The 26,438-nt window shown below is 51.0% G+C and carries 18 protein-coding genes and 1 riboswitch; all 18 genes read right to left on the bottom strand.

Going from position 1 to position 26,438, the window contains the following annotated elements; all coding sequences use genetic code 11:
* Positions 1-20: 20 nt before the first annotated feature.
* Positions 21-1,439 carry a RecQ family ATP-dependent DNA helicase gene (locus EKM87_RS01905; RefSeq protein ID WP_225428374.1) on the bottom strand — a complete coding sequence of 473 codons (1,419 nt, stop codon included), beginning with the start codon at positions 1,437-1,439 and terminating at the stop codon, positions 21-23.
* Complete coding sequence (locus EKM87_RS01900) at positions 1,439-2,479, bottom strand: helix-turn-helix domain-containing protein (protein ID WP_125681262.1); 1,041 nt, start codon at positions 2,477-2,479, stop codon at positions 1,439-1,441. Before EKM87_RS01900 ends, EKM87_RS01905 begins: the two co-directional genes overlap by 1 nt.
* A 749-nt stretch (positions 2,480-3,228) precedes the next feature.
* Positions 3,229-3,810: an ECF transporter S component gene (locus EKM87_RS01895; protein WP_125681260.1), complete on the bottom strand. Its 582-nt coding sequence runs from the start codon at positions 3,808-3,810 to the stop codon at positions 3,229-3,231.
* Positions 3,811-3,923: 113 nt separating this feature from the next.
* A riboswitch (FMN riboswitch) is annotated at positions 3,924-4,041 on the bottom strand.
* Positions 4,042-4,099: 58 nt separating this feature from the next.
* Positions 4,100-4,822: a pseudouridine synthase gene (locus tag EKM87_RS01890; RefSeq protein ID WP_125681258.1), complete on the bottom strand. Its 723-nt coding sequence runs from the start codon at positions 4,820-4,822 to the stop codon at positions 4,100-4,102.
* A complete protein-coding gene (scpB, locus tag EKM87_RS01885; protein WP_125681256.1) occupies positions 4,822-5,424 on the bottom strand; it encodes an SMC-Scp complex subunit ScpB in 603 nt (200 codons plus the stop codon). The genes EKM87_RS01890 and scpB overlap by 1 nt, the downstream gene beginning before the upstream one ends.
* Positions 5,402-6,190, bottom strand: a complete 789-nt coding sequence (locus EKM87_RS01880; protein WP_125681254.1) for a segregation and condensation protein A — start codon at positions 6,188-6,190, stop codon at positions 5,402-5,404. Before EKM87_RS01880 ends, scpB begins: the two co-directional genes overlap by 23 nt.
* The gene (locus tag EKM87_RS01875) at positions 6,144-6,539 is read right to left on the bottom strand and encodes an N-acetyltransferase (RefSeq protein ID WP_125681252.1); all 396 of its coding nucleotides are present in this window, start codon (positions 6,537-6,539) and stop codon (positions 6,144-6,146) included. The genes EKM87_RS01880 and EKM87_RS01875 overlap by 47 nt, the downstream gene beginning before the upstream one ends.
* A gap of 54 nt (positions 6,540-6,593) precedes the next feature.
* Complete coding sequence (xerD, locus tag EKM87_RS01870; RefSeq protein ID WP_125681250.1) at positions 6,594-7,490, bottom strand: site-specific tyrosine recombinase XerD; 897 nt, start codon at positions 7,488-7,490, stop codon at positions 6,594-6,596.
* Between the two features lie 12 nt (positions 7,491-7,502).
* Positions 7,503-8,387, bottom strand: a complete 885-nt coding sequence (locus EKM87_RS01865; RefSeq protein WP_125681248.1) for a CvfB family protein — start codon at positions 8,385-8,387, stop codon at positions 7,503-7,505.
* 920 nt (positions 8,388-9,307) lie between these two features.
* On the bottom strand, positions 9,308-11,065 hold the full coding sequence (pyk, locus tag EKM87_RS01860; protein ID WP_125681246.1) for a pyruvate kinase: 1,758 nt from the start codon (positions 11,063-11,065) through the stop codon (positions 9,308-9,310).
* Between the two features lie 261 nt (positions 11,066-11,326).
* A complete protein-coding gene (locus EKM87_RS01855) occupies positions 11,327-12,055 on the bottom strand; it encodes a transaldolase (RefSeq protein WP_125681244.1) in 729 nt (242 codons plus the stop codon).
* Positions 12,056-12,150: 95 nt separating this feature from the next.
* The gene (dnaE, locus tag EKM87_RS01850; protein ID WP_125681242.1) at positions 12,151-15,498 is read right to left on the bottom strand and encodes a DNA polymerase III subunit alpha; all 3,348 of its coding nucleotides are present in this window, start codon (positions 15,496-15,498) and stop codon (positions 12,151-12,153) included.
* Positions 15,499-15,866: 368 nt separating this feature from the next.
* Positions 15,867-18,482, bottom strand: a complete 2,616-nt coding sequence (clpB, locus tag EKM87_RS01845) for an ATP-dependent chaperone ClpB (RefSeq protein WP_125681240.1) — start codon at positions 18,480-18,482, stop codon at positions 15,867-15,869.
* A 143-nt stretch (positions 18,483-18,625) separates the two neighbouring features.
* Positions 18,626-19,867 carry a peptidase T gene (gene pepT / locus EKM87_RS01840; RefSeq protein WP_125681238.1) on the bottom strand — a complete coding sequence of 414 codons (1,242 nt, stop codon included), beginning with the start codon at positions 19,865-19,867 and terminating at the stop codon, positions 18,626-18,628.
* Positions 19,868-19,923: 56 nt separating this feature from the next.
* Positions 19,924-20,730 carry a Nif3-like dinuclear metal center hexameric protein gene (locus EKM87_RS01835; RefSeq protein WP_125681236.1) on the bottom strand — a complete coding sequence of 269 codons (807 nt, stop codon included), beginning with the start codon at positions 20,728-20,730 and terminating at the stop codon, positions 19,924-19,926.
* The gene (locus EKM87_RS01830) at positions 20,717-21,424 is read right to left on the bottom strand and encodes a tRNA (adenine(22)-N(1))-methyltransferase (protein WP_125681234.1); all 708 of its coding nucleotides are present in this window, start codon (positions 21,422-21,424) and stop codon (positions 20,717-20,719) included. Before EKM87_RS01830 ends, EKM87_RS01835 begins: the two co-directional genes overlap by 14 nt.
* A gap of 592 nt (positions 21,425-22,016) precedes the next feature.
* Positions 22,017-22,388 carry a hypothetical protein gene (locus tag EKM87_RS01825; RefSeq protein WP_125681232.1) on the bottom strand — a complete coding sequence of 124 codons (372 nt, stop codon included), beginning with the start codon at positions 22,386-22,388 and terminating at the stop codon, positions 22,017-22,019.
* A gap of 574 nt (positions 22,389-22,962) precedes the next feature.
* Positions 22,963-26,244 (bottom strand): MMPL family transporter, encoded by a 3,282-nt coding sequence (locus EKM87_RS01820; RefSeq protein ID WP_125681230.1) that lies wholly within the window; start codon positions 26,242-26,244, stop codon positions 22,963-22,965.
* Positions 26,245-26,438: the final 194 nt, after the last annotated feature.

Genomic DNA, 26,438 nt, shown 5'->3' with positions numbered 1-26,438 from the left:
CTTAATTCTTTAAATTCTTACTAAAATAACCGGTTAAGTCGGGTTTCCCAGTCCGTCGGCGCATTTTCAGTCTCCGAAGTCGGCTGACGTAAGAGTTCAAGCTGGTCCAAATCAAGGGCCACCTCTCCCGGCGCACAACACGCTGCTGAATGGGCGGGACTGGTCTCATCAAAGGCTTGTAACCAGACTTGTCGCAGGCACCGCCGTTCCCGTGCATAGGCTAACATATTCGCCAATGCCCGGTTTCGCTCCTTTTCTCGGCGCGTAAACAGTTGCGTAACTGCCGCTTGACTGATGCCGTGACCCCGGTAAAAATCCAGCAGGTGAATCACCGGATCATCGGCAGCAAAGCTCTGCGGGTGCGCGTAGTATCGCGTAATCGTTGCCTCATCCGGTCGATTTGACTGTCCCAACGCCAATGGTAACTGCTCGTCGCCCGGCGCGTACAGTAAAATAGCGATGCTGGGCTGCCCATCACGACCGGCCCGGCCAATTTCTTGCGCATAGCTTTCCAAATCGGCTGGCAGATGATAATGAATCACAAACCGGACGTCATTTTTATCGATACCCATGCCAAACGCACTGGTGGCACAGATCAAGTCGAGTTGGCCCGTCATAAACTGTTGTTGGATTCGAAAGCGGTCCTCACCGCTCAGCCCCGCATGGTAGGCCGCCGCTTGAACGCCAGTCGTCTGCTGTAACCACAGCGCTGTATCGGTTGCCTGCTGCTTGCTCGAAAAGTAAATGACCCCTGGCAACTGCAGTTTGGCCACCAGTGCCTGCAAACGACTCTGTTTTTCGGCCTCGTTAGCAACGTTCTCAACATCTAAAAAGATATTAGGGCGGTCCACGGATTCAGTGACCACCTGTGGTTGCAACCGCAACTGCTTTGAAATTTCTTGACGAGTCACCTTGCCCGCCGTGGCCGTCAACATGAGCGTCAGCGGTTGATTTAATTTAGTCCGAATTGCGCCCAATAATAAGTACTCTGGCCGGAAATCTGGTCCCCACTGAACAATGCAGTGTGCCTCATCGATTACCAATAAACTGAGATCAAGCTGCCCCACTCGGGCTAACATTTGGGGTTGCGCCAACATTTCCGGTGATAAAAAGAGAAATTGTAGCTCGTTCAAATGTTCCAAGATAACTTGGCGTTCTACATATCCAGTCTGCGACGTAATGGCGGCAACCCGTTTGAACCCGCTAATCCGCATCCGATCGACCTGGTCGTTCATCAGCGATAACAACGGTGAAACAATCAACACACACCCCGGATGCCGATAGCCGTACAGCTGATAGATAAGCGTTTTTCCGGCACCGGTCGGCAGAATGGCCAGGGTATCTTGGTTGGACTCCAAGGCAGTTAAAGCGGCTTTCTGACCGGAACGAAACGTATTAAATCCGAAAACTTTTTCTAAACTAGCTTCTAAAGTTTCCACTATTCTGAGTCCCCCCGTTTCATCCGCCAGATGGCGTAGAGTCGAAAGTAAAAGAAATCAAGCTCGTCGCGCATTGCTGCGGGTAGTTCCATGTATTGCCACGAATCAATGGGCCCAGTCACAGCGGCTGCGAACCGCTGACGAATTGTTTCCGATAAAACCTGATCATACGGAAACTCTGTAGCCGGCAACATGATGGCCGCTTCGAGCAGATGCTCCCGTACCGTCGATAGCTTAACCTTACGAACGCGCGCCACTCGTGCCAAATCCCCGCCGGCCTCCACCGCTTGCAGCGTCTGTTGGGCGCTCCGTGACACGGGAACCGCCCACAGTGGCTGAAATAAGTCATGGAGCGGATGCTGCGCTTCCTGTGCGGCTAAGGCAATCTGAGCGACCCCATCAAAATGCATCAGCTGGATCTCCCAGGCCGAGCGATTGGTGCTCTGCGCCAATTGACTGACCGTATAGCCGGGCTGTTGGTAACCCGTAAATTGGTCCGTCACGACTGCAGCCGTCTCTGCCGGTAGCTGGCGAAGACTGCTGACTAATGCCTCACGAAGATTGGTCGCTAAATCAGGTCCCTTAACGCGGTGAAACCACCGCCGAACCGCTTGCCGAGTGGTTAAATCAGTCGCTAAAGGATAGTAACGCGAGGTACTGTGCGCGTACTGCGACGCCACCTGTACCGCTAGCAGTAAACGTTGACGTGCTGCTATCAGGTCCACGTTGACCCAATTTTGACGGGTAATTGGCCGGTAATAAGTCGTGCTGGTTGCGGCCGTTTGCCCCCGCTCTGTCAGGTGAACGACCCCTTCCGCTGAATCTCCGGCAATCAATCCCTGTTGTGCTAGTAACTGAGCTGGCGCGTCCAACGCTCCCCGGTCCAAGGGCTTCGCCAGATTCAATAGCGGCAGTAAATCGTACCGTAAGCCCCAGTACAAGGTTGAAACAGTTCGCCGCCCTCGCAACAAATTCTCGATGACCCGCAGCCGCCGGTCTTGCTGTTCACTTAGTAGTTGCAATAAGTCTGCCGGGTCCATGGGCCACCTCCGTTAAATTTAGTCTGCTACCAGTTTACCATAAGAAAAGGGGCCGGCAGACCTGCCAACCCCTGATGCTTCAAATTTCTTTATTAGTTCTCATGTGTTAGCGCTATTGTCGCCTGTGTTAACGCTATTGTTGCCTCCGGCCGCCAGGAGTGTAGCCTGCTGTGGGGACCGGAAAAAGCCTAAGAAGCGGTCTTTTTCCTCGACTTGACGCCTCGTCAAGACCCGACGAAGCGCCAAGCTCGTCCCACGCAGTAGGTCGGCATAGAACGCCAACCAACTGCGTCGACACAGCTGTCTACCCTCCTGGCACCCTCCGGCTACAGTGTCTTTAACTCCGATGTGGCTGGGGTAGGTGGCGAGACTGCGCGTACGTACTATTCCAACTACTTAATTCCAAACCAAACTAATTTAGCTCAAGCAAGTAGCTTGTCCCTTTTGCCGAATACTAAGCGACATCCGTTGAGGTACCAACAATCCACTCACTCTACCAGAATTGTTGTAATCATAGCTATCACTGAACAACGTAACCGTTGCCGCCAGTGGCTCGTAGGGATGAACCGGCTGTGTCGACGATGTTGGCTAGCGTTTTTTAGCTAGCCTACAGCGTGGGACGAGCTTGGAGCCTTGGTGAACTGCCAAGGCTTCAAGTCGAGGTGCCAGACCGCACCCCAGGCTGGCACCGGTCCCCACAGCAGATGGAAGCCCTACCAGCCACTGGCATCGAATCACAACACATACACTTACAATGTCGTGTGTTTAGCCAACCAAGGCGCCATCCGGCGGGTCAACAGGATAAAGAGGATGCCCAAGACGACCCCTTTGATCAGGTTAAACGGAATAACCCCTAACAAGACCAGCTTGCTAACGGGCAACCCGATCGAAATGTTTAAGACCTTTAAGTACAGTGGCGTAATGACCAACCAATTACCTAACGACAGAACCACGGTCAGACTCAATGTTCCCAGAACCACGGCTAAAATTTGCCGGGTCAACGAGGGATTGCGCCGTTTCAGCACCAGACTGATGGGCACGATTAGCGCTAAGTCAGCAATAAACGCTGTCATCACCCCAATTAAGTTCACGACATCCATACCGGTCGTCACGAAGTACAGCAACTCTTTGACTGCTGCAATCAGGATTGCGCCACCTAGACCAAAGACACTCATACCAATCAGCACGACCAAATCACTCAGATCAAGCTTCATGTACGGCACAATGGGCACGATGGGTAACGCCACAAACATCAAGACATAGGAAATACCGGCAAATAACGCCATTTCCACCATTGCCCGAACGCTTAAACCACTACGACTATTTTCCATAACTCTTGTTCCTCCTTGCGGCCATCTTTCGCGGTGCGACCATAGAAAAAGGCCTCACCACAGAAGGGCGAGACCTTGGAGTTTACGCTAAAAAGGATACGCAAAAAGCAATGTCTCATCTTCTGCATACCAGACTTTACTGTCGGTTTCGGAGTTGCACCGAATCAACCGCTTGCGCGGGTCGCGGACTTTACCGCCGGTCGGGAATTACACCCTGCCCTGAAGATGAACCTAAATTTTATTACAAGTTAAATATACTAACTTTTAGAAAGCCTGTCAATGAAAAAGCTTACATCAGCCCAGTGGCCTGTTTGAGCTCCTTGACCTCTTCCGGTTTCAGTAACCGGGCTTCCCCAGCATTGAGCCCCTTTAACGTCAAATTACCGTACTTTTCTCGTTTGAGTTTTTCAACCGGATAACCAACAGCCTCTAACATTTTCTTAACTTGGTGATTTTTGCCTTCATGAATAATCAGTTGCACGATTGAAGACTTCTTCTTAGGATCGCTGCTCAACAACTTGGTTCTAGCTGGCGCGTAAACTTCCCCGTCGACGGTCATACCTTGACGGAGTTGCCGCATGGCATCGTTCGTTGGCGTTCCCGTAACCCGGGCAACATAAGTCTTTTCAACTTCGTACTTTGGATGTGTCAACCGGTTAGCCAGCTCGCCATCGTTCGTTAACAACAACAGACCAGCCGTATCATAATCCAACCGACCCACTGGGTAGATGCGTTGGGGAATATCTTCAATGAGATCCACAACGGTCTTGCGGCCCTTTTCATCGTTGGCCGTCGAAATAACCGCCCGCGGCTTGTACAACATCACGTAAACCGGTGCTTCAGTCGTGACCGGCACACCATCAACCAGGATCTTGTCGTGAACGCCGACCTTGGTTCCTAATTCAGTGACCACGGTGCCGTTAACCTTTACCCGACCGCTCATGATCAACTTTTCTGACTGGCGACGTGAGGCAACCCCGTCGTGGGCTAAAACTTTTTGTAGTCGTTCCATTAACTTTCATCTCCTGATTGATTTAATTGCTGATTAAAGGCTTGCAGGAATAGATCCCCACCATCGCCATCATCAGCGGTGTCACCTGGTGTGGCTGCCGCTGGTAAGGGTGGCAACTCATCTAAGGTCGTCAACCCAAAGTAATCTAAGAAATACGCGCTCGTCCGGTACACCTTTGGTCGGCCGGGTTCATCCAAACGACCAGCATCTTCAATCAGCCGCCGCAGAACTAATTTTTGCACGGTCGATGAACTCTGGACGCCCCGAATCTCATCAATTTCGATCCGCGTAATTGGCTGCCGGTACGCAATGATTGCCAAGACCTCTAGTGAGGCTGGCGAAAGGTTAGTGCTGAGCGGGTTCTCAAAGTAGTGTTTGATCACTTCACCAGCGGCCGCCTTAGTCACCAAGCGGTAGGTCGTATCGTTGACCATCAATTCCAAAGCGGAATCGGTATCCGCCGCGTACTTCTCAGCTAATCGTTCCAAGCTGGCCAAAATGGCTGGTCGTAACAATCCAGTAGCTGCTGCTAAATCAGCCACGGTAATGCCTTCGTCACCACTGACGAACAGGAGGCTTTCAATCTGTGCTAGGGGTGACATCGGGTGCATAACTTCCTTCCATTTTTAAAAAACCAACCTGAAGTGGCGCTAAGCGGTTGACCTGCTGCAACTGTACTTGCCGTTGACGAGCCAACTCCAAGACTGCTAAGAAGGTCGTCACGACTTCTTCCAATGCCGGTACTCCGGCCAATAATTTATCAAAGTCGATGGGGTGCTTGGCCCGCTGTAAACGCGTCAAAACGGTCGCCATCTGAGCCTTGATCGTAAAATGTTCTTGATGAATATTTTGCGTCACCGGTTTGGCAATCATTGCCCGGTGAACCAGTTTGGCCAGAGCCGCTTGCAAGTCACTGGTCTGAATCCCCGGTGCAACTGACAACGTCACCGATTCCGGCACGGCCATTGCCGGTCGGGTAAAGTGTTCCTGCCGAGCTATGGCGCGCTTCTTCAGCTCCTGGGCAGCTTGCTTATAGCGTTGATACTCCAACAATTGATTGACCAAGTCTTCCCGAGGATCCTCACCGGCATCCTCATCGACAGGGTCCACCGTCGTTGGTTTTGGCAACAACAGCTTCGCCTTAATGGCCATCAAATTGGCCGCCATCACAAAGTACTCCCCAGCAATGTCTAACCGTAGCTCCTGCATTTGATGCAAGTAGGTCAGATACTGACTGGTAATCGTCGTTATCCGAATATCGTAAATATCCATTTCATTGGTTTTAATTAAGTGTAGCAACAAGTCTAACGGTCCCTCAAAATCACTGACCTGAATCAGCGGTTGACCGTTCTCTGTGGCTTTGTCCATGGTAAAACTCCCATTTTGCAATAATCTTGGCCGTCGTTAGGGTTCCCATCAACCGCCTGTCCGGCGCCGTGGTGGCCAACTCATCTAGCATCTGCCAGGTATTTCGCGTTAACTGCTTATCTGGCATCAACGTAATCAACCGAACGACCAGGTAGTCTCCCTGCACTTCTGCGCCCAGGGCCCCCGCGAAGTCGTCGTGCTCGTCCTTCCAGAGATAAAGGTTCCGGTCATCGCCGGCCTGGTACCATGCTAATTCCTTTTGCAGCCGGTCCCAGTCCTTAAAATTCGGCAACAGGCTCAACATGCCCATCGCAATCTTTTGATAATCGCTCCGATATTTAAGTAACATGGTCCCCCTCCGTTCCAATCGTCTTCATACTTTACCACACCCTTGCCGTAACGGCTAGGCGCGTGGGTGATACGCATCATAAACGTTCAGTAACCGCTTTTTAGAAATGTGGGTATAAATCTGAGTGGTCGTGATGTCCGCGTGGCCCAGTAGTTCCTGAACCACCCGCAAATCCGCGCCATTCTCTAAAATATGCGTGGCAAATGAATGCCGCAGTGTGTGGGGCGTCACATCCTTTTGGATGTCAGCCAACGCCACGTACCGCTTGATTTTTTGCCAAATGGACTGTCGTGACAGACCTCCACCGTGTGCATTTAAAAACAGATACGGACTGGTGCGCTGCTTCAACAACACCGGTCGACTGGCCGCCAAATACTGGTTGATCCAGTCACTGGCCACGTCGCCAATCGGAATGATCCGTTCCTTGTCACCCTTACCCAGGGCCTGAATCAACCCCATCTCCAGGTGTAGGTCGGCCAATTTTAAATGGACCAGCTCGCTGACCCGCAACCCGGTCGCATACATGACCTCCAGAATCGCCCGATCACGCAGGCCGTATTTATTACTAGTGTCTGGTGCCGCCAATAAGCGATCGACCTCGGCCACCGTCAGCACGGCCGGTAAGTGTTGGGCGTGCTTAGGCGCCGCCACGTTAGCCATCGGATTATCCGTCAGCTGGTGGGTCTGAACAAGGTAACGATAAAACTTACGCAGAGCCGACACCGCGTGGATCACTGAATTACGGGACTTGCCAGCGGCGGTCAGCGCACTCAAGTACGCCATGACCTGGAGCCGGTCTACCCGTTTAAAATCGGTGATTTTTTTAGGCGTCAAGTACTGCGCAAAATTGCGTAACTCCTGCGTATAACTCGTGACTGAATTTTCGGCAAGCCCCTGCTCGACCCGCAGGTAATGGGCAAAGTCTACCGTTTGATCCTCCAGTTCAGTCATCTAACACGCCTCCTAGTCGGTTGTCGACTCGTCCGCTTCAGCAACCAACCACAATTGGCCATCGTGTTGCGTGATTTTCCGGGCTTTCAAGAGGTGCCCAATGGCCCGCTTGAATTGACCCTTACTGATACCAAAGTAAGCCTTGATGGCAGCTGGATCACTCTTGTCACTAAATTCCAAATGACCGTCTTCACTGTGTTCCAAAGCGGCCAGCAGCATTGCTGAATCATCATCAATGGCTTCGTAAGTCCGTGGACGCAAGGACAGGTTCAACGTGCCATCTTCGTGGACACCGATCACGCGGGCGTGTAATTCTTCTCCTAAACGAGGTTCCTTTTCCCGTTCAGATGGGTGAATGAAGCCCAATTCATTGTTTTCAGTCATTACCCGGGTACCGACCAGCTTCAGTTGGTAAGCGGTAGCAACTACGTTGGCATTTTGCATGTGCTTCTTGGCTGGTTGGGCAATGGCTTGGTAAATTTCACCGTCAGCTAATACACCCCAAAGGCGTTGCTTAGCATCTTCACGCAAAGCAATCATCAACCGGTCACCCTGTTGGGGCCATAATTCCATGATATCAGGTAGGTCATCCAGTGAAACAACGATGTCCTTGTTAGGTAAGCCGATGTTGACGAAGACGCCTAACGTCCGTTGGCTCCGTACAACCGTTCCCATGCCATAGTGATCGACCTGAACGGCTGGTGCGTTCCGAGTGATCTGCATGTCATGGTCTTCGTTCTCGTATGCAAACCCCTTAAAGGTTGAGCCTAACTTCAATGGCTTCTTAATTTCTGATTTATCCAGCCGAAAGGTCGTCCCGGCAACCTGGACGTAATAATCTTTTTCATTTTCATCGGTAACTTTTCCCGCGATGATGCGGCCTAATAGTTCTTCCATAATCTCCTCAATTCTACTGGTTTCCCAGTCTACCGTTCAAAAGTGTCTACCCCTTATTTTACACGGAAACCGTCCAACTAGCGAGCTTTAATCCCACTAAATTGGTGAAAGCGGTCGCACTCCGGTGGTCAGGGACGGGGCCTGCTGTGGGGACGCTTCAGCCCAGGCGCGGGCTTCTCGCTCGATTTCAAGCCACGAAACCCCCGTGTCTTGAAAGTCGCCCATGGCCTAAGCTAGCACAAACCGCTAGCTAACGCCATTTTCACGGCTGCCCCCGCCCCTGACCACCTCCAGCTTTGACTGGATGTTCCTGGCATTATTGGAATTGAAATCCATTGTAAATTTTGGCGGACGTTGATTTAACTCGTGGCTTTTGAAAATTCCGCTCAACATCCGTCAGTATTCGCAGGCTTGCAGATACTCTGGCCACAATCTTTCGTTCTACAAGTTCCACCACCGCTAACACGGAATAGTTGTTATCGGATACAAAGCGATAGGTCATGACTTACCAACGCCAAGCTCACTACATCGAAGATAATTTCTAATTTAAAAAGCGTTTGCTGCAAAGCTTCTATTTACTTTTATCGACAACAGACACTCACCACTTTAACCGCAAGCTTGAAATGCGATGCTAAAGTTACCGACAATGTCAGTGACCAGAGATGGGGCGGCATCAATCGGCTATGTCGATGGTCTTAGCTGGGAACCAGCTTAGACCATGGGACGAGCTTTAAGACTTGTGATTTTCAAGCCTTAAAGTCGAGCCGGAGGACCGCTCCTCAGGCCGCAGGCGGTCCCCACAGCTGATTGATGCCGCCCCATCGCCGGAAACGACAATCATCGAAACTTTAGTAAATTCAGTGCAGCAAAAAACGGACCCCCGACAGAGGGTCCGTTTTTAATAACAGGTTTATCTCGAATTAAAGCGCGTTGGAAGCACCGTGGTAAACGATACCGCGACGTGAGTCAACGGTGATCAATTCGCCATCGGAGATCTTGTCGCTGGCACCAGTAGCACCAACGATAACAGGAATCCCCATGGAAATCCCAACAACAGCTGCGTGAGAAGTCAACCCACCGTTTTCAACGATAACGGCGCTAGACTTTTCGATAGCTGGCAAGTAGTCTTTGTCGGTGTTCTTGGCAATCAAGATACCACCTTCAACGACTTTAGCATTTGCATCAGCAGCGGAGTTAGCGATGATTGCTTTACCAATCACAGTGTCGTCACCGACACCTTGGCCTTGAACTAACTTTGAACCGATCAATTGGATCTTCATCAAGTTAGTCGTTCCGCGTTCGCCAACTGGCACACCAGCGGTGATTAAGATCAAATCGCCTTCCTTAGCTAAGCCCGTTTCAACGGCCTTGGCTGCAGCCAGGTCAAACATTTCATCAGTGTTTGAAGGCTTTTCGGTAACGATTGGGTAAACACCCCAGTTGACCATCAAACCACGACGGGTCCGGTCGTCAAAGGTAACAGCTAAGATATCAGCATTTGGCCGGTACTTAGAAATCATCTTGGCAGTGTAGCCACTTTCAGTTGCAGCAACGATGGTCTTAACGCCCAATTCGTTAGCAACACGAGCAACGGAAGCACCGATTGATTCGGTAACGTCACCGTTGTCGAAGTTCAAGTTGTCACGACCAAAGTCCTTCAAAGCATTTTCAGCCTTGATGTCGATCCGGTTCATCGTAGCAACGGATTCTACTGGGTATTCACCGTTAGCACTTTCACCAGAAAGCATGGTTGCGTCAGTACCATCAAAGACGGCGTTGGCAACGTCAGATGCTTCGGCACGAGTAGGACGTGGGTTTTCTTGCATAGAGTCTAACATTTGGGTAGCCGTGATAACTGGCTTACCTAAGAAGTTACACTTCTTGATCAAAGCCTTTTGTACCAAAGGTACGTTTTCCGTTGGAATTTCGACACCCATGTCACCACGAGCAACCATCAAACCATCGGAAACCTTGATGATGTCATCAAAGTTGTTGATACCTTCTTGGGATTCGATCTTAGGGAAGATTTGCACGTGTTCCATGTGCTTTTCTTCAAGAAGTTCACGGATGTCCATAACATCTTGAGGCTTCCGAACGAATGAAGCAGCGATGAAGTTGATTTCGTGATCCAAACCAAAACGAATATCATCGGAGTCCTTTTCAGTGATCCCAGGTAAGTTGATGGAAACGCCGGGAGCGTTAACACCCTTACGGGAACCCAGAACACCATCGTTTTGAGCAACAACAACTAATTCCTTAGTTGCTTCATCCTTACTTTCAACAACTGAGTCCAGTAAACCATCATCGAATAAGACGTGGCCACCTTCGTTAACATCATCGAATAAACCAGGGTAAGTAACAGCAATCTTTTCCTTGGTTCCTTCAAGTGAGTCATCCATTGAAATACGGAATTTGTCGCCAGTATTGAATTGGAGCTTACCGCCCTTTTCAACAGTGGTCCGGATTTCAGCACCCTTAGTATCCAACATGATACCAACGGTCTTACCAGTGATCTTTTCAGCCTTGTGGACGTTTTCCAAACGACCCAAGTGTTCTTCATGGTCACCATGTGAGAAGTTGAACCGGAAGATGTTGGCGCCTGATTCAATCAACTTAACAATCGTATCAACGTCAGTACTTGCGGGGCCAAGGGTACTTACGATCTTGGTTTTCTTCATTAGAAAAATCTCTCCTTTAGAATTGGCACGAACGGCTCGGCAATTTTATACAAAATTAACGGGCCGAAACATTCGGCACAAATTTGTTTCCAAAATTATTCTATCACTTTTGAAATTTATTGTCGCCTTTGTTTACCGAATTTTCGCCCGATTGTACACAAATTCTCAAAGTAAACGTTTTCACCGTCGTGACGGGCCTCATGATACTTAAAAACCTACTGATTATATAATCGGTAGGTTATCAAATGAATAATTTTTAATTTACTTTAAGACATCCGCTTCGACTGGAATCGTGAAACCTAATTCGGCGATATCCTGATCAAACGTTTTCACTGTGTCCACAGAAACGGTCAAGGCATCTTTGCCAAACTTATTTAACTTGCCCAAAATCTTGGGTGGCACGGTAATGATATCACAGCCAGTTTGGTCAGCCTGAACGATGTTAATGGCTTCCCGGGTGCTAGCCCACAGTAAGTCAACATTTTCCTTGGTGTGGCAGAGGTCGGCCGATTGCCGCATCAGTGGTAATGGATCAACGCCAGTGTCGGCGATTCGTCCTGCAAAGACGGACACGATTCCGCCCACAGCTTCATCCAGGCTAGCAACTGCCAGTTTCACCTGGTCTAACGTGGTAATCGCCGTCACGTTTACCCGGACCCCAGCAGCTGAGAGCTCACTGATCACATCGCCATTGTCTTCCCCGTTGGCCCGGATAACTGGAATCTTAACAGCCACGTGACTACCGAGTGATGAAAGTAATTTGGCTTCGGCTAACATGCGTTCTGGCGTGTTACCAAAGACTTCGAAACTGATCGATTGGTCTGGGAAGGTCGCAACTGCCTCCTTCGCGAATGACAGGTAATCGGTAATCCCCGCCGCCTTCATCAAACTAGGGTTCGTGGTGAACCCTTCGACGAGTCCCTGAGCAGCTACAGCCTTCATTGCGGATAATTCGGCACCATCTGAATATACTTTTACGGATAATTGCATGAAAAAATACCTCCCGAAATATTTGTTATCAATCATTGGTATAAGCATACTAAAGCCGATACAAATAGTCCAGAGGTATTTTTCACAAAATTGGTCTATCCATTCTCAAAAACAACATTACCGCTACCCATCAATTCTTCCAGGGGACTAACCAACGTTGCATCCCCCGCTAACCACTGATTCCGCGGTAAGACTCGCTTTTGATCCGTCTGCGGTTGGTAGACGATCACCGGGACATCCCCGTGATGTGTGGTCAGAAATTGGCCTAATTTCGCTGCAATGGTCCGTTCATCGTGTTGGGCATCTACCCGAACAAACCACCGGGCCCCACTAGGCAGCTTAGGCGCCAACTGGTCCTGCATGGTCTCGGCTAACGTGACCTGGTCCGCAACAATCTGGAGGCCCCGTTGCTGTTCGACCTTGCCCCTGACAACAATAACTTGATCAGTCTTCAGCCACTCGCTGGCCTGCCGATACTGATTAGGGAAGACTGTGATGCTCACGTCAGCTGTCTCATCACTGGCCGTCAGGAAGGCCATCGGTTCACCCCGTTTGGTCCGGATCGTCCGAATCTTGGTCACGTAGACCACGACAGCCACCCGCGCGTTCTCGGCTAGTTCTGTGATGGGAACTGCGTGAACTTTCTCGGCTAACGCCTGGTACTGGGCGACCGGGTGTCCGGACAAATAGGCACCGAGTACGGATTCCTCCTGCGTTAATTTAGTCATCAAGTCGAGGTCTGGCAACGGTTTGACCTTCGGCGCCAACGCCGCAAAGAGCTCCACGTTGTCCCCAGACAATTCCACACTACTGATGAACTCCGGTAACGCCGCCAATAATTCTGCCCGATTATGGCCAAAGCCGTCGAACGCCCCCGCGTAGACCAACGCGTTTAATAGATCCGCCTTCCGATACTTGCCATCGATTCGTTGTAGGAACTGGTGGAGGTCGCGGTATGGGCCGTTCTCATGCCGGTCGGTTAAGACTTCTCTGAGAAAGTCCTTGCGCACCCCTTTGATACTGCTTAACCCAAAGATGATATCTGCTCCCTGCAAATTAAAGTAGGCCGTCGATCGATTGATGTCTGGCGGTTGAATACCAACGCCGTGCCGTTTAGCTTCCGTCAAGTACATCTTCGTCTTAACTGGCACGTTGACCACCGAATTCAAGAGTGCCGCGTAGAACGGTCCCGGATAGTGGGCCTTCAGGTAAGCTAACTGGAAGGCTAGCTTACTGTAGGCCACGGCATGGGACCGGTTAAAACCGTAGTTGGCAAACCGGTCGATATAGGCAAAGACCTTTTGGGCCACGTCCTCGTCATAACCCAATTGACGGGCACCACTAACAAATTTCTTCTGCATGGCGTCCATGGTCTGTTTCTTCTTCTTACTCATTGCCCGGCGAAGCAAGTCGGCCTCACCCAGCGTGAAGCCCCCCATGACGGAGGCCACCTGCATGACCTGTTCCTGATAGACTAAGACACCGTACGTCGGTCCCAAGATGGGGGCCAACACCTCGGCTGGATAAGTGACCGGCTCCTGACCGTGTTTCCGCCGAACAAAGCTATCGATGTTTTCCATTGGCCCCGGTCGATACAGGGCATTGACCGCGGCTACCAGTTCAAAACTATCCGGTTGAAGTTGGCGCAGTACCCGTTTGATCCCTGAAGACTCAAACTGAAAGACGCCGTTCGTCTCCCCCTGGGCAAAGAGCTTGAGGGTGGCCGCATCATTTAAATCAATTTGATTGATATCAAGCGCCTGACCCGTCTGTTTTCTAACCAGTGCCAGGGCATTTGCTAAAATACTGAGGTTCCGTAGTCCCAGGAAGTCCATCTTGAGCAGACCAACTGCCTCCACGGTGTCCTTAGGATACTGCGTCATCAGGAGGTCTTCACTCCCCGGTTGCAGGGGCACGAGGTCGATCAATGGCCCCTGACTCAACACGATTCCGGCCGCATGGGTCGAATAGTGACGGGGCAAGCCCTCTAGCTTCTGAGCCGTCGTAAACAGCAATTGATTCTTCGAACTATCCGCTACCAGGTTACGTAGCTTCTGTGACTGGTCATAGGCCGCCTGCAAAGTAATGTGTAATTGATTGGGAATTGCCGCACTCCAATCGCTCAACGTATAGGGGGGCATCCCCAGAACCCGGCCAACATCACGCAACGCGGCCTTAGTCGCCAGTGTCCCGAAGGTAATGATCTGTGCCACTCGGGAATGGCCGTACTTATCGTGAACGTACTGCAAGACCTGTTCGCGTTTATCATCCGGAATATCCAAATCAATATCGGGCATCTGGGCGCGTTCCTCATTCAAGAAACGTTCAAACAACAGGTTATACGCCAACGGATCAACCTCGGTAATCGCCAAGACATACGCCACCAACGACCCCGCCGCGGACCCCCGCCCTGGACCCGTTTGGATGTGGACACGGTGGGCATAGTTCATAACGTCCCAAATGATGAGGAAATAGTCGTCAAACCCCATCCGGTGAATGACGCCTAGTTCCCGTTCTAAGCGTTGTTGATAAGTCTGAGTGTCAGTAATCCCATCTGCCTCTAACCGTCGCTGAAGTCCCTGCTGACACAGCTCACGCAGATACGCCTGTGAGGGCTGTTGATTAGGTGTTGGGTACTCGGGCAATTGTGGTTGCTTGAATTGCAACGTCACGTGACTCTTAGCGGCCAGGTCGGCCGTAGCTTGAACTGCTGACTGCAGTCCAGCCGCATTGAACCGTTCCGCCTGTTCCTGGGCCGGACGTAGCCAATGCTCCCCAGTCTTCTGCTGCTCATCCTCGGGATCACTGATCGTGGCGCCAGCATCAATGGCACGTAGGACCGTCACGGCAAAGTGATCGTCGGCATTGAGGTAATCTACGGGAGCTAACGCTACTAATGTCGCCTGAGCGCTCGTTGCCACCCGTTGTAACGCAGCCTGTAAGGGCCCATCAGCATTAGCCCCGATTCCCACAGCTAAAGCGCCCACGTGCCAGTTTTGAAACTGTTTTAAAACACGACTAGCCGCCGCTTCATCCCCAGCCGCCAGGAGTTGATGGACCTCACTGTCTAATGGCGCAATGACACTGAGGTGACTCAAATTAGCGACCTGCTCGTGCAGATCAACGGCCCCTTGCGCCACCTGATACGCCGTCGACAGCTGCATCAGCTGCTGATAACCGGTAAAATCTTGGGCAATGAACAACCACTCCTGGTCCTCCTCGGCACCGCTCAAACTCTGAGTCGTCAAAGACAGTCCTAGTAATGGCTGAATCCCCGCCTGCTGACAGGCATTATAGAAGGCAACTTCCCCGTACATGACGTTCTTATCCGTCAGCGCCAACGCCGTATAACCGCGATCTTTCGCCGTTTGTACCAGTTGGTCGATACGGTTCGTGCTTTGTAACAAGCTATAAGTACTTAGGACCTGTAAAGGAACAAACATGGTCGATTCTCCTCTCTGTAAATCTCATTATCGCTATTATACCAGAAAAAAGGGCGGATTTTGCCCGGGGTGAACATTCGTTCGCTAGCCAGTTGTTTCCCCTTCCTAGATAATTTAAATTATTGCGATAAAACTCGATATTGGCCCACTCCCGGTTAACCAACCAGAAGATCACCCAAGCACATTAAAGTGGTCCTAATCGCAGCTGCCAACAGTCTCCCATCGACATCCCCACTAAATTTCCCACCAATGGCTATGCCTATTTGCCAGTCACCTCTCTCCTACAAATAGTCCCGTCATCCCGACCACTTCCCAGCAAAAAAGAGCCCAGCTCTACGCCAGACTCTTTCGTACAAATGCAGTTTTGCTTAATCCTTAGCCGCTTTGGCTTGGGGTTGATGTGCAAACCTCAGTTGGTCGTCCACCACATCAATGGTGATCAGACTGTCCGCTGGAATCTTACCCGCAATCAATTCCTTTGCCAGTGGCGTTTCCACGTGCGTCGTAATGAAGCGTTGCAGTGGTCGTGCCCCAAAGGCTGGTAGGTAACCCTTCTGGGCGATCCAGGCCTGAGCCGCTGGTGTACTGGTTAAGTCTAATGACTGTTCGTGAAGCCGAGTGGCCAGATGACCAATCAGTTTGACCACGATTTGTTGCACGTCGGCTAAAGTCAGTGGCGTAAACATAATCGTTTCGTCAATTCGGTTCAAGAACTCTGGCCGGAAGTGACTCTGTAAGAGCTGGGCCACTTGTTGTTGCGCCTCCGGTTGAATCTTGCCCTGGTCGTCGGTCCCTTTCAGCAGGATGTCTGACCCCAGGTTGGAGGTCATGATCAAGATGGTGTTCTTGAAGTCCACGGTCCGGCCCTGGCTGTCAGTCAGGCGACCATCGTCCAAGACTTGGAGGAGCAGGTTGAAAACGTCCGGATGCGCCTTCTCAACTTCGTCAAACAGCACGATGGTGTAAGGGTTCCGCCGGACGGCCTCGGTGAGTTGGCCACCTTCCTCGTACCCCACGTAACCGGGTGCTGCCCCGACTAACCGCGAAACGGATTCCTTTTCCATATATTCAGACATATCAATGCGGACCATGTGATCTTCACTGTCAAACAGGTTGGCCGCTAACGCCTTGGCCAGTTCGGTCTTCCCGACCCCGGTTGGTCCCAGGAAGAGGAAGGAGCCTAGGGGTTTCGTTGGGTCCTGTAACCCCGCTCGGGAACGCAACACCGCATCAGCGACTGCCGAAACGGCCTGGTCCTGACCCACGACCCGATTGTGGAGCCGGTCGGCAAGTTTCAACAGCTTTTCCCGCTCACCCTGGACCAACTTGGTGACGGGGATACCGGTCATGCGACTGACTACCGCCGCAATCTCATTTTCCGTGACGGATTCCGAGACTAACCAATCCTGTTGTTGCTCCTCTTGCTGTTCCATGGTGGCCAATTCCTTTTCTAACTTAGGAATCGTGCCGTGTTGTAATTCGGCTGCCTTATTCAGATCATACTGAGCCTCGGCATTCTCTAAGTCCCGCTTGGCCGTGTCCAGCTCAGTCTTCTTGTCGCCGACACTCTTGATAGCCGTCTTCTCCTGGTTCCATCGGGCGCTCAGCTTATCGACTTTTTCCTTGGTGTTCGCCAGGTCCTTTTGCAAGTCGGTCAGGCGTTCCTTAGAAGCGTCGTCCGTTTCTTGCTTCAGCGCGGTCTGTTCGACCTGCATCCGCATCAATTGCCGCCGAGCTTGATCCAGTTCCGTTGGGGCCGAATTCATTTCCACCCGGATGGAAGCGGAGGCCTCGTCGACCAAGTCAATCGCCTTATCGGGCAGGAAGCGGTCCGTCAAGTAGCGGTCGGACAATTTAGCCGCCGCAATCAACGCGTTATCGTGAATCTTGACCCCGTGGTGAATTTCAAAACGTTCGCGCAGGCCCCGTAAGATGGTGACGGTGTCGTCCACGCTCGGTTCGTTGACCAGTACCCGTTGGAACCGCCGGGCGAGGGCTTTGTCCTTTTCCAAATACTCGCGGTATTCGTCTAAAGTCGTCGCCCCGATCAAATGCAGTTCGCCCCGAGCCAACATTGGCTTCAGGAGGTTCCCGGCGTCCATACTACCTTCGGCCTTACCAGCCCCCACAATGTTGTGGATCTCATCAATAAACATAATGATTTGACCGTCACTCTTGGTGACTTCCTTCAAGACGGCCTTCAACCGTTCTTCAAACTCCCCACGGTACTTGGCACCCGCAATCAGGGAACCCATGTCCAGGGAGAAAATCGTCTTATCCTTCAGGTTGTCGGGAACATCCCCCCGCACGATTCGTTGCGCCAGGCCTTCGACGATGGCCGTCTTACCGACCCCGGCTTCCCCAATCAACACGGGATTGTTCTTGGTCTTCCGTGAGAGAATGCGGATCACCGAGAGAATTTCGTCGTCCCGCCCAATGATGGGATCGATTTTCCCGCTACGCATGGCCTTGACCAGGTCGGTCCCGTATTTCTCCAACGCCTGGTACTGGTCCTCCTGATTCTTTGAAGTAACGCGTTCGCCGCCCCGTAATTTATCCACGGCGTTACGAACCATTTGCTCGGTGATGCCCTGACTCTTCAGATAATCCGTCAGGTTCTCGCCACCCAGCTGCATCAGCGCAATGACGACCACGTCGATCGCCATAAACTCATCGTGGTAGTGTTCACGAATGCTGTCGGCCTTCTGTAAGAGGTCGGTCAGGTTCCGGGAAAATTCTTGGCCGTACTGGACGCCGCTACCGGAGACGGTACTGATACCATCCAGCTCCCGGTCTAGTTCGCTGTCTAAGGCGTTGATAGCCACACCGGCATTGGACAAGATCTCGCGCCCAAGTTCCCCGGGTTGAATCAAGTATTTGAATAGGTGCGCGACCGTGACCGCTTGGTGCTTACGCGTCATCGCAATACGTTGTGCTTCACCCAAGGCCGCAGTTAAGGCTTCAGTCATTTTTTCTGGATTCATCAAAACTCCTCCTCAATTAAAATTAACAAATTTAAGTGGGTCTAAAAAAGAGGCCACCCTTAGGCTAACCTCCATTTTTCACTCATATTCTAACTGATATTGACCAAAAATCAAAATAATTTGACCAATTTTGACTAATTAAATTAAGCCTGTTGTTCTGCGAGTTGCGCAATCTTGATCACCACGTCGGTTGCTTGTTCCATGGTTTGTTCGGAAACGTACTCGAAGCGGCCGTGCATGTTCTCGCCACCGGCAAACAGGTTAGGCGTTGGCAAGCCCATGAAGGAAATCTTGGACCCGTCAGTCCCCCCACGAACAGGGAAAATCAGGGGCTTGATGTTCAAGTCTTCCATGGCTTCCTTAGCCAAGTCGACCACCGTCATATCCTTCTCGATCACTTCACGCATGTTGTAGTACTGGTCCTTAATGGTAACTTGAACTCGGTCGGACCCGTATTGTTGGTTCAACTGGTCGGCGACCCCTTGGAACAGCTTCTTCCGGTCTTCAAAGATGGCCCGGTCATGGTCACGAATGATGTAGCTCAGGTGAGCCGTATCAACGGTCCCGTTCATGCTGTACAGGTGGAAGAACCCTTCGCGGCCCTCGGTGTTTTCAGGTCGATCATGTTCTGGCAAAGCTGCATGGAAGTCCATGGCAACCTGTGACGCGTTGACCATGACGCCCTTGGCTTCGGCCGGGTGCACGTTCGTCCCGGTAACCTCTACCTGCGCGTCAGCTGCGTTAAAGGTTTCGTATTCCAACTGGCCTAACGGACCACCATCGACGGTGTACGCAATGTCAGCCCCAAAGTCGTCCACGTCAAAGTTGTCGGCACCAGTACCGATTTCTTCATCGGGGCCCAGGCCAATTTCGATTTCACCGTGCTTGACTTCCGGATGAGCCAACAGGTATTCCATGGCCGCCATAATTTCAGCAACCCCGGACTTGTCGTCAGCTCCCAGCAAAGTGCTCCCGTCGGAAGTAATCAGGGTATGCCCCTGGTAATTTTTCAGATTAGGAAAAACGGCTGGATCTAGGGTGTATTTCCCGGCAGTGTCCAATTTAATGACAGACTTGCCGTCGTAGTTTTCAACGATTTGCGGATCAATGTTTTCACTGTTGAAATCAGCCGTGTCAAAGTGGGAAATGAACCCCAACTTCTTGACCTGCTTGTCGGTGTTGGCTGGCAAGGTTGCGTAGACGTAAGCGGATTGCGCATTGATGTGCACATTCTCTAACCCAATGGCCTCTAAATCCTTAACCAGGCCCTCAGCGAACGCCGTCAAACGGGGCGTTGAGGGAATCGTGGTCGAACTAGGGTCAGACCGCGTATTGATCTTGACGTACTTCAAGAAACGGGGAATCAAGTTTTCATACTTTGCCAAAATAAATCACTCCTCAATCAAATTCGATACTAGTTTTAGTTTACCCGTTTTCAAAATTAAATAAAAGTAAACGGGTCAGTGTTTAATTGTGAGGCCACCACGGTAATTGACCACCGATTTTCAGCCGCCCAGTCCTGAAAAAGCTGGGTCAGGTGTGGCTTACAAATACTTTCAATGTGGTGACCAGGATCGATAACGTTCAATCCCGCCGCAATCATATCGTGGCCGGGATGATACGAGATGTCCCCGGTCACGTAAACATCGGCCTCGTGGTCAATGGCCGCCTGATAGAACGGCCCACCACTGCCACCAAGAACGGCAACGCGTTTCACCACGGCATCGGGCGTATGACTGATCAGCCGCAACCCGGGAACGTTGAAGACCGCCTTGCAGTGTTCAGCAAACGCCATGACCGTCGTTGATTCCGTGAGGTCGCCCACGCGACCCATTGTGATGGCCGGCGTGGCGGTACTGCCACCACTGGGTACCAATCCACTAACGTTTTGCAAATCGAGCGCTGCGGCCAGCCAATCGTTCATGCCACCCGGCGCGCTATCCAAATTGGTATGGGCCCCGTAGACCGTGATGTCGTGTTTTAGGAGTGTCGCGTACATTTGATTTTGTGGCACAGATAGATCCAAGTTTTTTGCCGGACGGAAAACCATTGGGTGGTGGGCAAAGATAAAGTCCGCCCCCACCTGAATCGCCTCTTCAACTACCTCAGGCCGGACATCCAAGGTAACTAGCACCTTGTGAACCTCGGCATCGAGGCTACCTAGTTGCAGGCCAACGGGATCGCCCGGTTCCGCCCACGTCTTAGGAGCAAATTGTTCAAACCGGTCAACTAACTCACGCACCAACACGTTGCAAGACCTCCTCAATTTCACTGATTTTCGTGTTTAATTCTGCAATTTTCGCTGCGGGAACCTCATTGGCAGATTGAACCTGTTGACGGACTTCTTTGGTACGATTCAACTCCCGTTGCCACTTAGCGATGAAGGTTGCGTTGTGAGCCGCCAACAAGAACGGTCCAAACCGCAACTGTTCTTCAGTATATTGCTCAGGTTGATCGGCACGGTCAGCCACCAAAATTTCGTAGTCGTGACCATCTTCGCTCACGATTTCTTCCGCTTGCAGCTGAAAGCCATGGGTCATCAGGAACGTTCGAAGTGTCATTTCCCCCACGTTGGGCTGTAAGATCAACCGGTTAACGCCGGCCAATCGTTCAAAGTCCTGCGTTAAAATCTGGGTGATCAACGCACCACCCATCCCCGCAATAACGACCGTATCGATGTTATCCCCGGGTTCCATGGCCTTTAAGCCGTTAGCCAACCGGGCAGTAATCTTGTCGTTCAGCTGAGTCTGTTCAATTTCGTGTTGTGCGTTCTTAAACGGACCGGGCACGACTTCACCAGCAACTCCGCCGGCGATAACGCCGCGCTTGGCTAAGTTTACGGGTAAATAGGCGTGATCCGTGCCGATATCAGCGATACGGCTCCCCGGTAATACGTATTTGGCCACGGTAGCTAACCGGACCGAAAGATGATCTGCGTCCATATGAATGACTCTTCCTTTCTACTGTCGGTGCTGACTGGCAATGTTGCCGCCAACACACGTCTCTTCTCTCAAGTATAAGGCACTCGTCGGCAATTGAATAGCGGGAAATTCTAGCAGTATGCCACATGTGGGGAACGATACCTGATTAGTTGCGCTCCGGCGGTCAGGGATGGCACCTGCTGTGGGGACGCTTCAGCCAAAGAACGGGCTTCTCGCTCGACTTGAAGCCCCGAAGACCTCGTGTCTTCAAAGTCGCCCGTGCTGTAAACTGGAAAATCACCAGTTAACACCACCTTCACGGCTGGCGCCATCCCTGACCGCCTCCGGCTCCGTTTGTGGTCTAACATGATTTCTACCTTTGTGAGCCAACTGATAAACGATTTTGTAGCTACTTAACAGCAAAATTTTATGTCAGCCTAAAAGACACCAACTATGGAGTCAGATTAGCACAGCTTCATCCCATATCTAGTAACCAGTAAGGTGGAAAGACACATTTCTAGCCAATCTTCAAAATTCTCACTCTGTCGACAACTAAAAAAAGCGCCCCACAGACAACCCAATTATCTTGGATTTGTTTGCGAAGACGCCACTTCTATTTAGCCGGAACTTCCACCGGATTCATTTTTCTGACATAGAGACCGTTGAGAATCCCCAGCGCTAAAAAGACGATGTAGGCGTAATCATGCGTATCCAGGGGGCCAATCCAGATACCGATAAATCCTAAACAAATCACCGCCACTACTGCGGCAAGCCAACCAATCGCCTGTTGTCGTTTAAAGAACAACGTCACCGTGAAGACAAGCGTCGCTAGCGTCCAGATTCCCCAAACAACGTTTACATACAACGCCAAGTCATGGTAAAAAACGGCTGATGCGTTAAAGAAACAATTAGCCGCCAAATCAGCAGTTACCAGCAACCCTATGACCCCCAATATCCACGAGATAATTCTAACAGTTTTCTTCATTCGTAACACGCCTCCAACTAACTTGTTTGACTAGTCATCAAATCAGCTAGTCTGCCACGAAAGCTTGCGGTTCATGGCATCCCCCGTTAAAGATCGTTTCGACGGACGATTCTTATCTTCTTAAGTATAACCTTAACCAAATATATAAACACCCTTATAGACGGTTTTTCAGTGATGCCATCGAACGTTCTAAAATGTCTGAATTCAGGCTGTAGTATTGCGTACACTAATACTGTTAGAAAAAAAGATATCAGCGTACCCACATTTGTGCATGGAATACGCTGATATCTTAAACTTATTGGTATTTTACCATTGGTTTGGAAATTGACGACGTGGATTCTACTGTCTAATAACACATCAGCAGGAACCACACAAATCCATAGCCGGAGGTTGCCGGGCAAGCCGCCAGCAGTGAAAGTGTTCGTGGCTCGGAATTACCGAGTGACGAACACGGGACGAGCTTGAAGACTCGGTGGTTTGCCGAGGCTTCAAGTCGCGGGACAAGACCGCTTCACAGGCTTGTCCCGGTCCCCACAGCTGGTGGCGCCCGGCAACTGGAGGCGACAATCAACGGCTATTTCTGCCGTCGTGAAGGTGTCACTTGATCAGAATCAGTGTCATTAACCGGTGCATCCCGCATATTGGAATATGGATACGGGTACGTGATCTTCATGACAGCTGGCATCACGATTGGTAACAGGATGACCAGCAAGATGATCCCAATGATGACGGCTAACGCAATTTGAATCAACGTCATGACCCCGGATGGAATCAAGGCAGCAAACGTCCCGCTCAGGATAATCCCGGCAGAGATAACAACTGTCCCAATGACCGTGGCTGCCCGCAACATCTTGTCACTGGTAGCACCCGGCTCATGTAGGAACTCACGATACTTCCGCATCAGGAAAATCGAGTAATCGACCCCGAGTGAGATCAACATGACAAACGTGAAGAATGGTGTGTTCCACGTCAACATGTCGGCCCCCAAAACTGGTTTGACCAACCAATGAACGATGGTCAAAGCCCCAGAGTAGGCAACTAACAGGATTCCTTCGATCACAATTGGTTGAACCAGTGAACGGGTAACCACCATCAGGGCGACAAAGAGACCTGCCAACATGATGATGACCGTCCGCGTAAAGTCGCTGGAAGCCATGTCGTTGATATCGTTGGTCTGTGAGGTGTTCCCGCCAAAGGCAACCTTGGCACCACTCAGACTCGTTCCAGCTAGCGACCCGTTGACGACCTTTTCCAATTTCGGCAACCGGGCCATCGCGGCAGCGGAACTTGGATCATCATTTAGCACGACTGTCAGCTTGGTCAGCTTCTTGTTCGGCGACATGTAAGTCGTCAGTGCTGGCTCAAACGAACTGCCGTGTAACTGCTTCGTTGGAATGTAGAACGTCTTGGTGGCGGCGGACTTTTGCAACCCCTTCAGGTAGGCGTTAGCGGTACCGACCCCGCCGGAAACTTGCGTGAGTCCAGTCGTTGCTGAGCCCAAGCCCTTGCGCAGTGCCGTTAATTGCTTACTCATCGCGGCTAACTTCTCCGCCATGGTTTGATTACCAGTGGCTACTTGATTAGCCCCGGAAACCAGCGAAGGCATCTTCCCGTTGATGGTAAACATGGCGCTGGACAGCTGACTCGTCGCACTAGCTAGCTGACTACTCTGTGAACCTGCCTTTTGCAAAGCCGTTTGCGCACCAGGTAGGACCACGTTTGACTTTTGTGCCAACGCGGCCACCGCAGTCTGCAATTGATTGGTTGAGCTTTGTAGGCTAGTCAACTGAGTGGCAACACTCTGGTCAGCAGCACCGATGGACGTGGCGTCCGACTTGATCTTTGGCAAAGCCGTGCTCAACGCTGACTTCAAGGCACTTTGCGCTGTAGATTGTTGTTGCAACAACCCAGCCAATACCTTCTTCTGTGCTGCGGACAGTGGTACCCCGTTAGAACTGAAAGCACTGGCCACCGTACTCGTGCTCATGGTTGGCAAATTAGCCGTAGCACTCTGCAGATTGGCCAGTTGCTTGCCAATGTCTTGGGTGCTGGTCTTGATAGTCGTCAGTGAACTCGTGACCCCGCTGGTGCTAGCCGAATTACCTGAGACTTGCTGGTTTAATTGTTGAATGGCATTGTTCAGTTGTGGCAAGGCTGCTTCCAGCTGAGCAAGTTGGGCCGCCTGCTTCCCACCAGAGGCGGAAGACACTTGGCTATTCAAGGAATTAACCCCAGTTGAGACTTGTGAAATTGCGGATTGTAACTGGTTAGTCCCGGTGCTGACTTGCTTAGCCCCACTGGCTAATTTGTTAGCGTCCTGAACCGCCCCCGAAACGTTTTGCTTACTCAATTGGCTATCAGCGGATTTCAGTCCCTTGTTGACCTTGTCGACACCCTTTTGGGCTTTGACTAGACCGCTCGTCACTGAACTCATTTGATTTCTGACGTACAGTTCCTTGATGGCTTTCCCACCAGGCTGCGTGACGGAAGCCACGGTCTTGACCCCGTCGGAAGCTTGTAACTGCTTCGTTAACCGGTCGATCAAGAGTAGGGACTTTTCGTTGTCTAATTTATGATCACTTTGAATATAAATAGTGGTTGGCTCAGCGGTCCCCTTGGAGAAATGCTGTTGCACCACTTTAAACCCTTGCTTGGCGGGAACATTATCCCCAATTTCCACCAAGTTGTCGAAGTCCAACGTCCCGTGAGACGACAAGGCTAACGGAATAAACACGATACCGGTAACAATCAGCGTAATCACGGGCCGAATCATGGCGTGCTTGGCCATCCCGTGCCACAAACGACTGTCTCCTTCACCGGAGAACTTCTTGATTGGCCAGAACATCTTCCGACCACAGATAGCCATGAAAAATGGGTTCAGCGTCAGGAGCACGGCCAAGAGGACCACGACCCCAACGGCAATACCGACTGCTGACTTGTAGAGTGAAAAGTTGGCGAATCCCAACACGCTCATTCCGATTAAGACCGACAATCCGGAATACAGAACGGTCCGACCACCAATCTTAATGGCTTCTTTCGTGGCCGTGTACCGATCTTTTCCTTTGGCTAACCGCTCTCGGAACTCGTTATAGAGCAATATATTATAGTCGGTCCCAATCCCAAACAGCACGATAACGATGAAGACTTCCGTGAAGTTAGAGAACGGGAAGTTGAACCGGTCGACCAGGTTAGCTACCACGGAGATGGACGTGATCACGGAGACCCCGACGGTCAACAGTGAGAACAACGGCGTAACTGGCGAACGGAATACCAACCACAACACCAGGAAAATGAAGATGGCAGCAATGATTTCGGTCTTCTGGACCCCGGCCTGCGTGGCATCGGAGAAGTCTTGGTTTAAAACATCGGCCCCGGTGACGTAGGTTTTCACACCACTGGTCTTGGCCAAACTGGTAATTTCTGAACGCACCTTTGTGATTGAATGGCTGGACGATTTATGCACGTTCAGTTGGAGCAATTGCGTACTCTTATCCTTTGAAATTAATTGTGAGGCGGCGGTGGAACTATCACTCGCAGCGGTCACCGAGCGAATTTCATATTGATCTTCGTGGTTCTTGATTCGTTGAATGGTATTATCAATCTGAGTATTCTGCGCATTGGTTAACGCGGAATCACCATTACTGAAAACGACCACGACGGCAGTGGTACCGCGTTGGGAACGACCCCACTGCTTTTGCATATTGGTTGCACGAGTACTTTGATAGCTGCTGGGAACGGTAATCTGTCCCTTGTCAGCCACCAACTTGCTCATGTTTGGAATCGTCACGACGGCCAAGAGGACAATGACTAGCCAGCCGATAACGTTCCAGATGTAGTGCTTATTCATCCAGCGCACGGGAAAACCTCCTAAAACAATTCTCTTAATTCTATGACCTAATGATTGAACCGATCTCCACTGATTATTGACTAAAAGTTGAAAGCTCGAATACCGTTATCAAAAAAATTAGTCTCGCCAGCCACCTTTGGTTAAACAGGTTCTTGAAAACTAAGCTAGCTGAGATACCTGAATGACAGCACTATTGGTGCTCA

The organism is Levilactobacillus yonginensis, from assembly GCF_003946265.1.
Lineage (GTDB): Bacteria > Bacillota > Bacilli > Lactobacillales > Lactobacillaceae > Levilactobacillus > Levilactobacillus yonginensis.
This window is presented reverse-complemented; position numbering and strand designations above follow the sequence as displayed.

What these genes read in the sequence shown, in the direction of transcription:
- EKM87_RS01900 (WP_125681262.1), bottom strand. Translation starts at nt 2,479, where the DNA reads ATGGACCCGGCAGACTTATTGCAACTACTAAGTGAACAGCAAGACCGG.
- EKM87_RS01895 (WP_125681260.1), bottom strand. Translation starts at nt 3,810, where the DNA reads ATGGAAAATAGTCGTAGTGGTTTAAGCGTTCGGGCAATGGTGGAAATG.
- EKM87_RS01890 (WP_125681258.1), bottom strand. Translation starts at nt 4,822, where the DNA reads ATGGAACGACTACAAAAAGTTTTAGCCCACGACGGGGTTGCCTCACGT.
- scpB (WP_125681256.1), bottom strand. Translation starts at nt 5,424, where the DNA reads ATGTCACCCCTAGCACAGATTGAAAGCCTCCTGTTCGTCAGTGGTGAC.
- EKM87_RS01880 (WP_125681254.1), bottom strand. Translation starts at nt 6,190, where the DNA reads ATGGACAAAGCCACAGAGAACGGTCAACCGCTGATTCAGGTCAGTGAT.
- EKM87_RS01875 (WP_125681252.1), bottom strand. Translation starts at nt 6,539, where the DNA reads ATGTTACTTAAATATCGGAGCGATTATCAAAAGATTGCGATGGGCATG.
- xerD (WP_125681250.1), bottom strand. Translation starts at nt 7,490, where the DNA reads ATGACTGAACTGGAGGATCAAACGGTAGACTTTGCCCATTACCTGCGG.
- EKM87_RS01865 (WP_125681248.1), bottom strand. Translation starts at nt 8,387, where the DNA reads ATGGAAGAACTATTAGGCCGCATCATCGCGGGAAAAGTTACCGATGAA.
- pyk (WP_125681246.1), bottom strand. Translation starts at nt 11,065, where the DNA reads ATGAAGAAAACCAAGATCGTAAGTACCCTTGGCCCCGCAAGTACTGAC.
- EKM87_RS01855 (WP_125681244.1), bottom strand. Translation starts at nt 12,055, where the DNA reads ATGCAATTATCCGTAAAAGTATATTCAGATGGTGCCGAATTATCCGCA.
- dnaE (WP_125681242.1), bottom strand. Translation starts at nt 15,498, where the DNA reads ATGTTTGTTCCTTTACAGGTCCTAAGTACTTATAGCTTGTTACAAAGC.
- clpB (WP_125681240.1), bottom strand. Translation starts at nt 18,482, where the DNA reads ATGAATCCAGAAAAAATGACTGAAGCCTTAACTGCGGCCTTGGGTGAA.
- EKM87_RS01830 (WP_125681234.1), bottom strand. Translation starts at nt 21,424, where the DNA reads ATGGACGCAGATCATCTTTCGGTCCGGTTAGCTACCGTGGCCAAATAC.
- EKM87_RS01825 (WP_125681232.1), bottom strand. Translation starts at nt 22,388, where the DNA reads ATGAAGAAAACTGTTAGAATTATCTCGTGGATATTGGGGGTCATAGGG.